Source organism: Bradyrhizobium sp. USDA3516 (genome assembly GCF_057651995.1).
The window spans coordinates 206,463-220,017 of the sequence record NZ_JBYGYN010000007.1 but is presented as its reverse complement, the minus strand read 5'-3'; the positions used below and the strand labels follow the sequence as shown (position 1 = coordinate 220,017).

The following is a 13,555-nucleotide window of genomic DNA, read 5'->3' as shown; positions in this document are numbered from 1 at the left end:
CGGTCGTGCTTTCGGAACAGGTCCGGACAGCTGAAACCGCACAGCCAGAGTAAACGTTCCATGACTGACGCAATTCCCGATGCCGTGCTTGAGTTCATCGATGTGGGCGAGGGGCCGTCCGCTCGCAGGATCGCGGTGCGCCGCCGCCCCGGGAAAGGCCCCGGCCTGGTCTGGCTCGGCGGATTCAAGTCGGACATGCAGGGTGGCAAGGCCGTGGCGCTGGATGCCTGGGCCTACGAGCGCGGCCGCGCAATCGTCCGGTTCGACTATTCCGGCCACGGCGAATCCAGCGGCGATTTTGCCAAAGGAACCATCGGCAGCTGGCTCGAGGACAGTGTTGCGGTGCTCGATCGCTTCTGCGACGGCCCGCAAATCCTGATCGGCTCCTCCATGGGCGGCTGGATGGCGCTGCTGCTCGCGCGCGAGATCAAGAAGCGTGCCGGCAAAGCGTCGCTCGCAGGGCTCGTGCTGATCGCGCCAGCGCCCGATTTCACCGAAGAGCTGATGTGGAAGAATTTCTCGCCCGCGGTGAAGAAGGAGATCGAGACCAAGGGCTTCTGGCTGCGCCCGTCGGAATACGGCGACGGCTCGCCCTATCCGATCACGCGGAACCTGATCGAGGAGGGACGCAACCACCTCGTGCTCGGCAGCGCCATCGATCTCGGCTGCCCCGTCCGCATCCTGCAAGGCGCGAAAGACCCTGATGTGCCCTGGCAGCACGCGTTTGCGCTGACCCATCGCCTGCCGGCCGACGACGTCGTGCTGACCATGATCCAGGACGGCGATCACCGCCTGTCACGCCCGCAGGACATCGCGCGCCTTCTTGCGGCGGTGGCGGAGATCGGGTGAAACTGCGCGCCAAAACTTTGGTGTCATCGTCCGCGAAGGCGGACGATCCAGTATTCCAGAGACGGCTGTGGTTGAACCGCAAAACCGCGGCGTACTGGATGCCCCGCCTTCGCGGGGCATGACGGAGAACGGGGAAGGAGCAACGCCAATGACCACCACCGCCATGCTGCGCGCCTTCTGCGACGCCGTCGAGCAGCGCAACGGCAAAGCCTTTGCCGAGCTGTTCACCGAGGACGGTGTCTATCACGATGTCTTCTACGGCGCCTTCGCCGGCCGTGCGAAGATCGCCGCGATGATCGACGACTGGTTCTACCGCACGGCGACCGATTTCCGCTGGGACATGCACGATCCCGTCACCGACGGCACCACGCTCTATGCGCGCTACACGTTCAGCTACAAATCGACGCTGCCGGAAGCGAATGGCGCGCGGGCGATGTTCGAGGGCGTGGCGATCATGACGCTGAAGGACGGCAGCATTGCGAGCTATCACGAGGTCGCCAACACCGCGCCGGCGTTCGTGGATTTGAACTTTGCCCCGGAGCGGATCGCGAAGATCGCGGCCAAGCAGGGTGCCGAGCTGAAGGCGCGGCCGGAAATGCAACGGCATCTCACCTAGCCTCCCGGGCACCGTTCTCTCTCCTCGTCATTTCCGGGGCGCGCGCAGCGCGAACCCGGAATCCATCTAGCCGCAGAAATCGTGGAGGAATGGATTCCGGGCTCGCGCCAAGTGGCGCGCCCCGGAATGACGACCGAGAGAGGCGCGCGCTCCTACCGCTTCGACGGATTCGCCATCGGCTTGCGCTGGGCCAGCGCGGCCACGGTCGCGGTGCCGATCGGACCCTGTTCGTCATAGAGCCAGCATTCGCCGATCGCGACGCCGTCGGTGGCGTGGTGGTTCACCACCTCGAAGCCGATCCAGTTCGTCACCGGCAGACGGTGCAGATAGATCGTCACGTCGCTGTTGATGTAGCCGAGCCCCTGGTCGCCGGCATTCGCGAACGGGCTCGCAAAATCGGCGCCGGTGGCGACATGGACGAACGGCGTCATCGGGGCGCCCGCGACGAGCTCGCGCACCTCGCTCATCCACAATCTCCGCGGCCCGAGCGAGCCCATATGGCCGACGATCGGGCGTGTCGCCCATTTGCCGTTCATGCCGAGCCTGGGATCGGTCGGCTTGGGGATCTCGGCCGGCTTCGGTGCGTCCCAGTTCGGCGGCGACCAGACATTGCCATCGGGATTTTGCGTCTTGCGCAGCAGCTGGCACGAGGCGCGCGCCATGCTGACCCCGCCGGACAAGAACTCCGCTTCCACCACGCGGATGCGCATGCCGTCGCGCACCAGCCGCGTCGTCACGTGGATCGGCTTGTCGATGGTCGGCAGCCGAAACATGTCGACCGTGAGCCGCGCCGGCACGAATTCGGGCCCGGAATGGCGCTCCTCGATGACGAAGCCGAGCAGGCCGACGATCACGCGCCCGTGCAGCGATTTCGGATCCCACGGGCCGCTCGCGACTTCCGTCGGATGGAATGTGTCACCGTCGCGGGTGAAAAAAGGCATGTTTGTCATGTGCGCGAGATTGCGGGAATGGATGGGGAAATCAAGTCAGGAGGCAGCCCGCCACTCCTGGCGCACGCTATTGTCGTGCTCGTTGCTCTCAGCGGCGGATCTTATCGCCTCAAACTCGTCCCGCTCCAGCAACTGCCCCAGCGCCCACACCGCCGCGCCGCGCACCAGCGGGCTTGCGTCATCCAGCAATCGCCGCGCCTCCGCAGCCAGCGCGATCTCGCCCGAATTGCCGATCGCGATCAGCACATTGCGCAAGAAGCGGTCGCGGCCAATGCGCTTGACGGGCGACTTCGTGAACAGTGCACGGAATGCCGCATCGTCCAGCCGCGCCAGCTCAGCCAGCGAAGGCGCGCGCAATTCGTCACGCGCCGCGAGCTTTGCCTCACGCCCTTCTTGCGCGAACTTGTTCCAGGGGCAGGCGGCAAGGCAATCATCGCAGCCATAGATGCGGTTGCCGATGCTTTTGCGAAACTCGTGCGGGATCGGGCCCTTGTTCTCGATGGTGAGATAGGAGATGCAGCGTCGCGCATCGAGCTTGTAGGGCGCGGGGAACGCCGCGGTCGGGCAGATGTCGAGACAGGCGCGGCACGAGCCGCAATGATCGATCTCGGCATCATCGCGCGGCAGATCGAGCGTGGTGTAGATCGCGCCGAGAAACAGCCACGAGCCGAACTCGCGCGAGACGAGGTTGGTGTGCTTGCCCTGCCAGCCCAGATGCGCGGCCTGCGCCAAGGGCTTCTCCATCACCGCCGCGGTATCGACGAACACCTTCACCTCGCCCGGCGCGGTCGCGACCAGCCAGCGCGCCAGCGCCTTCAGCCGCTTCTTGATCAGGTCGTGATAGTCGTCGCCTTGCGCATAGACCGAGATTGCCGCGCGCGTGCGCTGTTTCAGCACCGCGAACGGATCGGAATCGGGGCCGTAATTGACGCCGAGCATGATCACGCTGCGCACGTCGGCCCACAGCCCGCGCGGATCGACGCGCCGCTCCGGCTGGTTCGCGAGCCAATCCATGTCGCCATGGCCGCCCGAGGCGATGAATTCGAGGAAGTATTTTCCGGCCGCATCGATCGTGCCCGGCGCGGTGACGCCGATGCAGTCGAAGCCGAGCGCGTGCGCCTGCTCCTCAAGTGCAGCACGCAGCCGATTCACGTCGGCGGGAGATTTGATCGCTGTTGTATCCACGCTCGTCATGGCCGGGCCTGTCCCGGCCATCCACGTCTTTGCGTCGCGCTCACAAGAAGAGAAAGAACGTGGATGCCCGCGACAAGCGCGGGCATGACGATCTTCATCAGAAATCCAGGTCCACATAGGTCCGCGACGCCGGCACGCCGGCCAGCCATTCGCTCAAGAGCGGACGGAACGACGGGCGGGATTTCACCCGCGCGTACCACGCCTTTGCTGCGTCGTCCTCGCTCCATGGCACGTCGCCCAGATAGTCGATCGCCGAAAGATGCGCCGCGGCGGCGAGATCCGCGTAGGTGAGCCGGTCGCCGGCGAGGAAATTGCGGGTCTGCGCCAGCCAGCCGATATAGGCCAGATGATAGCGCACATTGGCCTTTGCTGCGCGCATCACGTCGGCCGAAGGCGGCCCGCCGCCGTTCTCCTCGCTCATGAAGCGCTTGTAGATGCGCTCGGTGACGAGCGGGTGCGAGACCTCCTCGAAGAATTTTTCGTTGAACCATGCCATCAGGCGCCGCACCTCGACGCGCTCGAAGGCCGTCTCCGGCATCAGGCGCTTGATCCCCATCCCAGCGCCATAGGCCTCGTCGACATATTCGGCGATGATGGCCGCGCCCGGAATTGGCGGCTGCTCCTCGTCCACCAGCACGGGCGTGGTGCCGGCCGCATTGAGCAGCAGAAACGCCTCGCGCCGCTCCCAGCTGCGCTCTTCGATCAGCTTCAGGTCGAGCCCGTATTCGCCCGCGATCAGGCGGATGAAGCGCGAATGCGGACAGAACGGATGATGAAACAGCGTAAACATGAAGCCTTTGACTATTTGATGGTGCTTAAGAATCCATCAATGTTTGTGCGGCGCCACACTAGCCCTTCAAAACCGCGAAGCAAGGGCGTGATGTCGCATTTTGCGATTGCGGCATGGGGTCGAATAGGCGAGAAGAGCCCCGCTTTTCCAGCCGAAATGGACCGTAAATATGTCAGACGCAATACGGGCAGTGATCCTCGGCATTATCGAGGGCGTGACCGAGTTCCTTCCCGTATCCTCAACCGGCCATCTCCTGCTCGCGGAGCGCTTCTTCCATCTCGGCGAAGGCGCGTTCTGGGATTCGTTTACGGTTCTGATCCAGCTGGGCGCGATTCTCGCGATCGTCGGGCTGTATTTCAGGAAGCTCTGGGACGTCGCGATCGGCCTGTTCACGGGCGATGCCTATGCGCGCCGTTTCGTGATCGGCGTGCTGGTGGCGTTCCTGCCGGCCGTGATCGTCGGCCTCGTCGCCGGCAAATACATCAAGCTCATGCTGTTCAATCCGTGGGTCATCTGCTTCACGCTGATCGTCGGCGGCGCCATCCTGCTCTGGGTGGACAAGCTCGAGCTCAAGCCGCGCGAGCACGACGCCACCAAGTTTCCGCTCCTGATGTATCTCTATATCGGCATCGCGCAGTGCGTGGCGATGATTCCGGGCGTGTCGCGCTCCGGCGCCAGCATCGTCGCCGCGATGCTGCTCGGAGCCGACAAGCGCGCGGCGGCTGAATTCTCGTTCTTTCTGGCGATTCCCACCATGATCGGCGCGTTCGCCTATGATTTCTACAAGAGCCGCGCCGAGATGACGATGGACCACATCAATATCGTCGCGATCGGCTTCGTGGTGTCGTTCATCACCGCGATCATCGTGGTGAAGACGTTCCTGACCTACGTCACCCGTCACGGCTTTGTGCTGTTCGCCTGGTGGCGCGTCATCGTCGGCACCCTCGGCCTGATCGCGCTGGCGTTGGGACGGTAGGCATCTCCGATCGGATAATGCTGACCTAGGTTCTCGGTTCACCTCTTCCCGTTGGGGAGAGGTGGGCATCGAGACCCCGGATGGCTCACGCTTTCAACGCAATATAAGCTTTTGCTCGGTACTCAGTTTCCCATGCCGGGCGGCGTGCCCGGCGCTGGAGCTGAGCCATGACCCTCGTCAGCGGCTGGGGGCGCTTCCCGGTCGTCGATACCGAGATGCTGCGTCCGCGCGCGTTCGCGGCGGTTGCCGACGCCGTCGTGCCCGGCTCTGTCGCGCGCGGCAATGGCCGTGCCTATGGCGATGCCGCGATCGGCGCCGTCAGGACCGTGACGATGACCGGCTTCGACCGCATCAGGTCGTTCGATCCGGCGACCGGCCGCATCCGCCTCGAGGCCGGCGTGCTGCTCTCGGACCTGATCGACACGTTCGGTCCGCGCGGCTTCCTGCCCGTCGTGCTGCCCGGCACGCGCTTCGTATCGATCGGCGGCGCCATCGCCGCCGACGTGCACGGCAAGAACCATCATTGTGAAGGCGGCTTCGGCCGTTACGTCGAAAGCATCCTGCTGCACACGGGCGCCGGCGAATTGATCGAAGCCTCGCGCGAGCAGAACTCCGATGCGTTCCTTGCGACGATCGGCGGCATGGGCCTGACCGGGGTCATCCTCGAAGCGACCTTGCGGCTGCGCAAGGTCGATACGGGCTGGATCCGCGAGCGCGTGATCTCGGCATCCGATCTCGATGCGGCGATGCGCGCGCTCGATGCAGGCGATACCGCGACCTATTCGGTGGCGTGGATCGATTGCGCCGCGCGCGGCAATGATCTCGGCCGCTCGCTGATCTATCTCGGCGAGCACGCCGGCAAGGACGAGTTCCCTGCCGGCGCCGCTGCGTTTCCCGTCGGGAAAGATCCCGGTCTAGGCGTGCCCATCGATTTGCCCTCGATGACGCTGAACCGCTTCGGCATCCGCGCCTTCAACGAGCTGTACTACCGCATGGGCGCGCGCCGCGCCGGCGGCAGCCATGTGGTCTCGCTCTATCCCTATTTCTTTCCGCTCGACAGCGTTGCCGACTGGAATCGCATCTATGGCAAACGCGGCTTCCTGCAGCATCAATGCGTGATCCCCGAGAACGGCGCGCGCGACGTGCTCGGCGAGATCCTGGGTCGCGTCGCACGGCGCGGCGATGCCTCCTTCCTCGCGGTGCTGAAGAAGCTCGGCCAGGGCGAGGGCATCCTGTCGTTTCCGTTGCCCGGCTACACGCTGGCGCTGGATTTCCCCGTGCGCGGCGACATCCTGAATTTTCTCGACGAGATCGACCGTCTCGTTGTCGCGGCCGGTGGCCGGCTTTATCTCGCCAAGGATGCGCGCCAGTCGCGGGAGACGCTCGAAGCCGGCTATCCCGCGCTGCCGCGCTTCAACGCGATCCGCAAAGCGCTCGACCCTGCCGGCAACATCCGCTCCAAGCTGTCACAACGTCTGTTCGATGAGGTCTAAGCCGTGACGTCGCGCAAGTCTGTACTGGTGCTGGGCGGCTCATCCGACATCGGCCGCGCCGCGGCGCGCGCCTTTGCCAAAGCCGGATACGATGTGGGGCTCGCCGGCCGCGACGTCGCCGCGCTGGAGCCTGACGCCGCCGATCTTCGCGCGCGCTACGATGTCGAGGTCGGTCTCCACGAATTCGACGTGCTCGACACCGCCTCGTTCGAGGGCTTCGTCGCCGGCCTGCCCGCGCTGCCCGATGTCGTGATCTCCATCGTCGGCCTGCTCGGCGTGCAAGAGAGCGCGCAGAGCGATCTCGCTCACGCCACCGCGATCATGCGCTCCAATTACGAGGGCCCGGCGCTGATCCTCGGCCTGTTCGCGGAGGGGTTCTTGAGCCGCGGCAGCGGCACGCTGGTCGGCGTGTCCTCGGTCGCCGGCGATCGCGGCCGTGCCTCCAACTATGTCTATGGCTCGGCCAAGGCCGGTTTCTCCGCCTTCCTGTCCGGCCTGCGCGCCCGCGCCAGCCGGGGCGGCGTCCACGTCGTCACGGTCAAGCCCGGCTTCGTCCGGACCAGGATGACCGAAGGCATGAAGCTGATCGGCCCGCTCACCGTCGATGCCCCCGTCGTCGGCGCTGCGATCCTTCGCGCCGTCGAGAACAAGACCGACATCGTCTATGTCAGCGGCAAATGGCGCCTCGTGATGCTGATCATCAAGACGCTGCCGGAAGCGGTGTTCAAGAAGCTGAGGTTTTGAGGTCTCACCGTGCTGTCGGTGTGCCTCGCGCCGTTCGTCCCACCGGCTCGTCATGGCCGGGCTTGACCCGGCCATCCACGCGCATCCGAGACTGCAGCGAGACGTGGATGCCCGGGTCAAGCCCGGGCATGACGACGGATACAGAGGCGCTTCACACGCTCATGCGCTGGAACTGGCCCTGGGGGCGGAAGCGCCAGAGATATTGCGGGGCGATCGCTTCCAGCGAGTCGGCGGTGATGCCGAGGCCTTCCAGCGTCAGCCCGGCGGCCTTCGCCGCCTCCGACACGACATTGTCGCGCTCGAGCAGCGTGACCTGGTCCGGCGTCAGCTTGAACGCGCCCGGCGCGAATTGCAGGAAGTTGGCCTTGAAGCGGGCGAGGCCGAACGACAGCGGCACCAGCATCCGCTTGCGGTCGGTGATTTCGAGGATCGCCTCGATGATCTCGCGCATGGTCAGCACTTCCGGCCCGCCGAGCTCGTAAGTGGCGCCCGCCTTGGCCTTGCCGTCGGCCGCATCCGCGATCGCGGTGGCGACGTCGCCGACATAGACCGGCTGCATCTTCGTCTCGCCGCCGACCAGGGGCAGCACCGGCGACATCCGGGCCAGCGCGGCAAAGCGGTTGGTGAACTGGTCCTCGGGGCCGAACATCACGGAGGGGCGGAAGATCGTGGCGGAGGGAATTGCGGCCAGGACCGCGGCTTCGCCGGCCGCCTTGGCCCTGGCATAGCTCGAAGGCGACTGCGCATCGGCCCCGATCGCCGAGACATGCACCAGCTCAGCTCCGGCGGCGGCCGCCGCCTTGGCGACGGTCTCGGCGCCCCTGGCCTGGACGGCGTCGAAAGTCTGCCCGCCGCTCTCGGTGAGCACGCCCACGAGGTTGATCACGACATGCGAATCACGCAGCGCCGCCTCGACCGAGGCCGGATAGCGCAGATTCGCCTGCACAGTGTGGACCTGCCCGACCCGGCCGAGCGGCTGGAGGTATCCGGCGAGTTCCGGCCGCCGCACCGCGACCCGGATACGGTAATCCCGCTTGCACAGGGCGCGGACGACGCTGCGGCCCAAAAACCCCGATCCGCCGAAAACCGTGACGAGCGTGTCCAGATTCGATGCCATGGGAGCCGTTCCTGCGGAAAAGAGTGCGTCTTGTCAGGCTTGTATCGGGCCGGTTTGCGATGCGCAATCGGCATCCCGACCCCGGCCTCACGCACGAATTGACAACGGCGTCACCGAACCGTAGTAACCGCCTCCGTGCCCCAAACGGCATGCCCAGGTGGTGGAATTGGTAGACGCGCTGGCTTCAGGTGCCAGTGGCTTAACGGCCGTGAAGGTTCGAGTCCTTTCCTGGGCACCATCTTTTCTCTTTGAATGCTCCCTTGAGACGCAGAGCCGAAGATCCGCGGGCGGTCGGCCCAGCGTCGGCTTCTGCGCAACAATATTGCGGAATCGGTCGAGAAACCTCGATTCAAGAACGGTTCGGGATCGTTGGCACCACACTTTCCAATGGTCCATTCGACGGTGATATTGGTCTCGATGCTCCGTTCGGATGGATCGGCATCAGTCGCTTGATGTGAGCGCCCTTTTTTTCTGGCATGCTGGACTCGTTCCGATCCCCTTGGAAGGAGCTGTTCGTGACGGGGAGCCTAGAACGACCTGCACGATCTTTCGGCTTTGGGCCCTTTCTCCTTTTTCCCGAACGCCAATTGCTGCTCAACGGCGAAGTACCGGTCCGGATCGGGGGCCGCGCGCTGGACATCCTGACGGCATTGGTCGAGCGGCCAGGCGAGATCGTGAGCAAGCAGGAGCTGTTCGCGCGTGTCTGGCCGAACACAATCGTCGAAGAGGCAAATCTCAAGGTCAACATGAATGCCCTGCGACGGGCACTCGGCGATGGGCCCGAGTCGGCCAAGTACATCGCGACCGTCACCGGGCGTGGCTATCGATTTATCGCGCAGGTCCAAGCAGCCGAAGAACGCATCTCAGCTGGAGCGGCGACGGGTGGTCAAGGTCTTCCGACGGCAACAGCGCGCATCTTCGGCAGGACGGATGTCATCGATGCAATCCTGCACGATATGGATGCATCGAAGATCGTATCGGTTGTGGGGACCGGCGGTGTCGGCAAGACGACGGTCGCTGTCGCGGCAGCTCACGAAGCGGCGCGTCGGCGCGCCCACGGCGCTACGTTCGTGGACCTTGCGAAAATCAGCGACCCGCAGTTCGTGCCTACGGCGATCGCCTACGCGCTCGGGCTTGGCGTAACGGGCGGGGACCCGCTGTCGAGCGTCCTGCATGCGTTGAAGCTGCAGCAAAAGGTCCTCCTGTTCGACAATTGCGAGCACCTGCTTCCTTCCGTCGCTGCTGCAGTCGATCGAATCGCGCGCTACCTCGATGGTGTTCGCATTCTCACGACGAGTCGCGAGCCCCTCGGGCTGAGCGGCGCGGAGCGGATACATCGCATCCGCGGACTGGAATGCGATCCCAGCGAAAGTCCCGCGGCGGAAGAGGCTTGCAAGTTTCCCGCGGTCGAGTTGTTTGCCACGCGCGCAACCGAGCGGTCGGGATATCGGCTAAGCGATGCCGACGCCCCGGCGGTGGCGGAAATCTGCCGTCGGCTTGATGGCAACGCGCTCGCCATCGAGCTCGCCGCAACACAAACCGCCGCCTTCCCGCCGGCGCGCATCCTGCAGATGCTGGATGAGAGTTTCCGCCTCCTCAATCTCGGCCCCCCTGGCGCGCCTCAGAGACAGCAGTCGCTCCTGGCGACGCTCGACTGGAGCTACAGCCTCCTTTCCGAGCGTGAGGCCACGTTGCTGTGTGAAATCTCCGTGTTCGCGGGTGTTTTTAGTGTCGATGGGGCAGCCGCTGTGTCGAACGGAAGGCCCGGTGAGGCGAGGGATACACTCGCCAAGCTTGCCGCGAAGTCGCTGCTGGCTATGGATACGAATGCCGAATTGATCACCTACCGCCTCTTGGAAACAACCCGCGCCTATTGCGCGGAGCGCCTGCGGGTCAGCGGTGAGGATCAGGCGGTCCGCAGCCGTCATGCGGAATATGTATGTGCGGTGCTGGAGCAGGCCGCAAGCGAGTGGTCGCAGCGTCCAGCCCACGAATGGGGCGCCGCCTACCGCCACGTTGTCGACGATCTGCGTGTTGCGCTGGCCTGGGCCGGTCGGGACGAGGCAAATCGGTCGCTGCGAATTCGGCTGACCGTTGCAGGCCTTCTGCTCTGGAATCATTTTTCGCTCATCCAGGAATGCCACGTCCATGTTTCACGGGCGGTCGAGGAGCTCGATGCCGCGGGACTCGCCGGAACGGCATTCGAGATGAAGTTCAAACTATGGCTCGGCGCCTCGACGATGATCACGCATGGCCTGAAGCCCGCGGCCATGGCTGCCTTGGGACGAGCATCGGAGATCGCCAACCGGATTGGTGACACCGACTATCGTCATCGTTGCCTGATGCTGATTGCGGCATTTGAACTCTTTACGGGTGAGTACGACTCTGCAATACGCACGATCAAGACATTCGCCTCGGCAGCCGCAGCGGATGATCCTTCGATCCTTCCCGAGGGCGAAGTTCACTTGGGCATAGCCGACCTCTTTCTCGGGCGTCTTCGAGACGCCCAGCAGCGGCTCGAAACCCTCCAGCAGCGCGATCTCCGATACTTTAACCGTTCGTATAGCGTTCGGTACCTGGCCGATATCGTCATTCTGCTGGAATGCGCGCTGTCTCAGGTCCTGTGGTTGAGGGGCTTGCCGGACTCTGCCAGCCGTACGGCGGCCGCCGCGTTTGAGCGTGCCCGTCCGGGCCACCATCACCTCTCGCTGAACAACGCGCTCACATACTCATGTCCGGTTTTCTATTGGTGCGGGCGTTACGAGGAATGTGACCAATACGTCGAACTGCTCGCCGAGCATGTCCAGAGGCAGGGACTGATCACAAGACGGCCGATTGCCAGTTTCTATCGCGCTGCTTTGGCGTACGAGAAAGGCGGCGCTTCATCGGACACGATTGATTCCCTCAAGGAAGCGATCGAGGAGTTCCGCAATGTCAATTACCTGGTGCGGATTCCCTATTACCTGAGTGTTCTGGCAGGCGCTCTTGCCCGTGGCGGACGGCTCGACGAAGCCGAAACGGTCATCCTGACCGCAGTAAATACTGCCCGCGCGCGGAACGAAGGCTGGTGCCTTCCAGAAGTCATTCGCGTCCACGCGTCTATTCTCGAGGCGAAGGGCCGGACAAGTGAAGCCGAGGCAAGCCTCATGGAATCGATCGCGCTTGCCCGGGACATCGGTGCGTTGTCGTGGCGTTTGCGCGCAGCGAATGATCTCGCGAAGCTCTGGTGCGCCCGGTCGCGCAGGGACGATGCCCGCAAGGTACTGCTGCCGATCTACCAGGAATTTACCGAAGGATTCCAGACGAGGGATCTACGCGTCGCAAGCGACTTGCTTGCTGAGCTTGCAAGCTCCGGAGACGGTAGAGCGGCCTAAAAGACCGCTTCGATCCGACGTTCAGTTGCTCCCCGCGCCCCAGCCGGTGAACACATCGAACGCGGCCCTTGACCTCTCATTGTCTGCGTCCGGTTTCAGATCGACCAGCCGTGATTGCCTTTTGCGGCTGCCTTCAACGCAGCGATTTTAACCTCTTTTAACCAGCGATCGAGCGCCTTCGGTGCTCAAATGGAAGAAAGGAGCAGCGAAAGGGCACCTTACAAGTCCCGTCGGAGTGATCTGACAGATAAGTGGGGCAATGAGCCGGAAGGCGCACAGAACGATACGTCATCGTTCTCGCAAAATTAGAGCTGCAGGGATTAGGTACATGGCAATCAAGTCGATCGTTCTCGTCCATGGCGCTTTTGCGGATGGTTCTTGCTGGGCAAAAATTATCCCATTGCTCAATTCTCGTGGTCTGAAGGCAATCGCGGTTCAAAATCCGCTAAGCTCGTTGGCGGACGATGTCACGGCCACTCACCGGGTCATCGGAATGCAGGAAGGTCCCGTTCTCCTGGTGGGCCACTCATGGGGCGGCGCCGTCATCACGGAGGCCGGCAACCATCCTCAGGTCAAGGGACTTGTTTACATCGCGGCTGGCGCGCCGGACAGCGGTCAGTCGTTTTCCGATTGGTGGAAGGACTATCCGCCAGCGCCAGGCGCGGCCGAGATCAAGCCGTATGGCGATGGTTATGTCGCGTTGACTCCCGAGGGTGTTCGTAGGCATTTCGTGCAGGATGTCCCGTCAGACGAGGCGAGCATCGTGTACGCGACGCAGGGCCCGCTTGCGGTGAGGTGCTTCGGTGACAAGATCAGCACGGCCGCATGGCACTCCAAGCCGAACTGGTACATTGTCGCAGCGAAGGACGAGACAATTCCTCCCGCTGTGGAGCGCGACTCCGCAAAGCGGATGAAGGCCGAGACTCTCGTGTTGGAAAGTTCGCACGTCCCCATGCTTTCTCAGCCGGACGTCGTGGCGGACTTCATTGCGCGGGCCGCATCGTCTCTCTAGACCGCAAGACGTCCGGGCGGCTGCTGCATCGTTCGCTCAATTCGCAGTTGCTGCCGATTACATCGTCAGTAAACGGGGCCAACTGCCATCCGGTGGCCCGGATCGGTCCTCTCTCCCCTCACACCATCTTCTTCCCCCGCCCGCTCCGCCACCGCCTTCTGCACGAAATACATCATCACCAGCGTGACGATCGTCGTGGTCACGACGACGTAGCCGATCCGGTCGAAATGGAGCAGCGCGCCGTCCGCGCCTTGCGCGATGGTCGCGGCCGCGAGCACCGAGCCGAGGCCGCCGGAGAGTTGCTGCAGCGAGGCGCTGACCGCGCTGAACGAGCCGCGCTGGCTTCAGGTGCCGTGGCTTTCGGCCGTGAAGGTTCGAGTCCTTTCCTGGGCACCATCCTCCGCTCAAGCGATTGAAATCGCTCATCCGCAGGACATCGA

At 63.8% G+C, this 13,555-nt stretch carries 11 protein-coding genes, 1 tRNA gene and 1 pseudogene; 8 read left to right on the top strand and 5 right to left on the bottom strand.

Translation table 11 applies throughout. The features are described from left to right. The first annotated feature begins 60 nt into the window (after positions 1–60). Positions 61–849: an alpha/beta hydrolase gene (locus AC24YW_RS22790; RefSeq protein WP_487484801.1), complete on the top strand. Its 789-nt coding sequence runs from the start codon at positions 61–63 to the stop codon at positions 847–849. 148 nt (positions 850–997) lie between these two features. Next, positions 998–1,465, top strand: a complete 468-nt coding sequence (locus AC24YW_RS22785) for a nuclear transport factor 2 family protein (RefSeq protein ID WP_487484800.1) — start codon at positions 998–1,000, stop codon at positions 1,463–1,465. Between the two features lie 152 nt (positions 1,466–1,617). On the opposite strand, the gene AC24YW_RS22780 is transcribed toward AC24YW_RS22785, so the two are convergent. From AC24YW_RS22780 to AC24YW_RS22770, 3 genes are all read right to left on the bottom strand, one after another. Next, positions 1,618–2,415 carry an acyl-CoA thioesterase domain-containing protein gene (locus AC24YW_RS22780; RefSeq protein ID WP_487484799.1) on the bottom strand — a complete coding sequence of 266 codons (798 nt, stop codon included), beginning with the start codon at positions 2,413–2,415 and terminating at the stop codon, positions 1,618–1,620. A 36-nt stretch (positions 2,416–2,451) separates the two neighbouring features. Further along, complete coding sequence (gene queG, locus AC24YW_RS22775; protein WP_487484798.1) at positions 2,452–3,609, bottom strand: tRNA epoxyqueuosine(34) reductase QueG; 1,158 nt, start codon at positions 3,607–3,609, stop codon at positions 2,452–2,454. A 97-nt stretch (positions 3,610–3,706) separates the two neighbouring features. After that, complete coding sequence (locus tag AC24YW_RS22770) at positions 3,707–4,399, bottom strand: glutathione S-transferase family protein (protein ID WP_487484797.1); 693 nt, start codon at positions 4,397–4,399, stop codon at positions 3,707–3,709. A 169-nt stretch (positions 4,400–4,568) separates the two neighbouring features. Here AC24YW_RS22770 and AC24YW_RS22765 point away from each other — a divergent pair, with 169 nt between their 5' ends. The 3 genes from AC24YW_RS22765 to AC24YW_RS22755 all read left to right on the top strand — a co-directional run bounded on the left by AC24YW_RS22765 (position 4,569) and on the right by AC24YW_RS22755 (position 7,612). Beyond that, a complete protein-coding gene (locus tag AC24YW_RS22765; RefSeq protein ID WP_487484796.1) occupies positions 4,569–5,375 on the top strand; it encodes an undecaprenyl-diphosphate phosphatase in 807 nt (268 codons plus the stop codon). Between the two features lie 167 nt (positions 5,376–5,542). Beyond that, the gene (locus tag AC24YW_RS22760) at positions 5,543–6,868 is read left to right on the top strand and encodes an FAD-binding protein (RefSeq protein ID WP_487484795.1); all 1,326 of its coding nucleotides are present in this window, start codon (positions 5,543–5,545) and stop codon (positions 6,866–6,868) included. A 3-nt stretch (positions 6,869–6,871) separates the two neighbouring features. Further along, the gene (locus AC24YW_RS22755; RefSeq protein ID WP_487484794.1) at positions 6,872–7,612 is read left to right on the top strand and encodes an SDR family oxidoreductase; all 741 of its coding nucleotides are present in this window, start codon (positions 6,872–6,874) and stop codon (positions 7,610–7,612) included. A gap of 151 nt (positions 7,613–7,763) precedes the next feature. Here AC24YW_RS22755 and AC24YW_RS22750 read toward each other — a convergent pair whose 3' ends face one another. Beyond that, on the bottom strand, positions 7,764–8,729 hold the full coding sequence (locus AC24YW_RS22750; RefSeq protein ID WP_487484793.1) for a complex I NDUFA9 subunit family protein: 966 nt from the start codon (positions 8,727–8,729) through the stop codon (positions 7,764–7,766). A 151-nt stretch (positions 8,730–8,880) separates the two neighbouring features. On the opposite strand from AC24YW_RS22750, the gene AC24YW_RS22745 reads away from it, so the two are divergent. The 3 genes from AC24YW_RS22745 (at position 8,881) to AC24YW_RS22735 (ending at position 13,115) form a co-directional block, all read left to right on the top strand. Beyond that, positions 8,881–8,967, top strand: a tRNA-Leu gene (locus AC24YW_RS22745). Positions 8,968–9,316: 349 nt separating this feature from the next. Then, positions 9,317–12,103 carry an ATP-binding protein gene (locus AC24YW_RS22740; RefSeq protein ID WP_487484792.1) on the top strand — a complete coding sequence of 929 codons (2,787 nt, stop codon included), beginning with the start codon at positions 9,317–9,319 and terminating at the stop codon, positions 12,101–12,103. 328 nt (positions 12,104–12,431) lie between these two features. Then, the gene (locus AC24YW_RS22735) at positions 12,432–13,115 is read left to right on the top strand and encodes an alpha/beta fold hydrolase (protein WP_487484791.1); all 684 of its coding nucleotides are present in this window, start codon (positions 12,432–12,434) and stop codon (positions 13,113–13,115) included. Positions 13,116–13,180: 65 nt separating this feature from the next. Here AC24YW_RS22735 and AC24YW_RS22730 read toward each other — a convergent pair. Then, positions 13,181–13,459, bottom strand: a pseudogene (locus AC24YW_RS22730) (hypothetical protein); the annotation flags it as partial. Positions 13,460–13,555 lie beyond the last annotated feature (96 nt).

Excerpts from the sequence above, each read along its gene's own strand:
- AC24YW_RS22790 (WP_487484801.1), top strand. The coding sequence starts at position 61 with ATGACTGACGCAATTCCCGATGCCGTGCTTGAGTTCATCGATGTGGGC.
- AC24YW_RS22785 (WP_487484800.1), top strand. The coding sequence starts at position 998 with ATGACCACCACCGCCATGCTGCGCGCCTTCTGCGACGCCGTCGAGCAG.
- AC24YW_RS22780 (WP_487484799.1), bottom strand. The coding sequence starts at position 2,415 with ATGACAAACATGCCTTTTTTCACCCGCGACGGTGACACATTCCATCCG.
- queG (WP_487484798.1), bottom strand. The coding sequence starts at position 3,609 with ATGACGAGCGTGGATACAACAGCGATCAAATCTCCCGCCGACGTGAAT.
- AC24YW_RS22770 (WP_487484797.1), bottom strand. The coding sequence starts at position 4,399 with ATGTTTACGCTGTTTCATCATCCGTTCTGTCCGCATTCGCGCTTCATC.
- AC24YW_RS22765 (WP_487484796.1), top strand. The coding sequence starts at position 4,569 with ATGTCAGACGCAATACGGGCAGTGATCCTCGGCATTATCGAGGGCGTG.
- AC24YW_RS22760 (WP_487484795.1), top strand. The coding sequence starts at position 5,543 with ATGACCCTCGTCAGCGGCTGGGGGCGCTTCCCGGTCGTCGATACCGAG.
- AC24YW_RS22750 (WP_487484793.1), bottom strand. The coding sequence starts at position 8,729 with ATGGCATCGAATCTGGACACGCTCGTCACGGTTTTCGGCGGATCGGGG.
- AC24YW_RS22735 (WP_487484791.1), top strand. The coding sequence starts at position 12,432 with ATGGCAATCAAGTCGATCGTTCTCGTCCATGGCGCTTTTGCGGATGGT.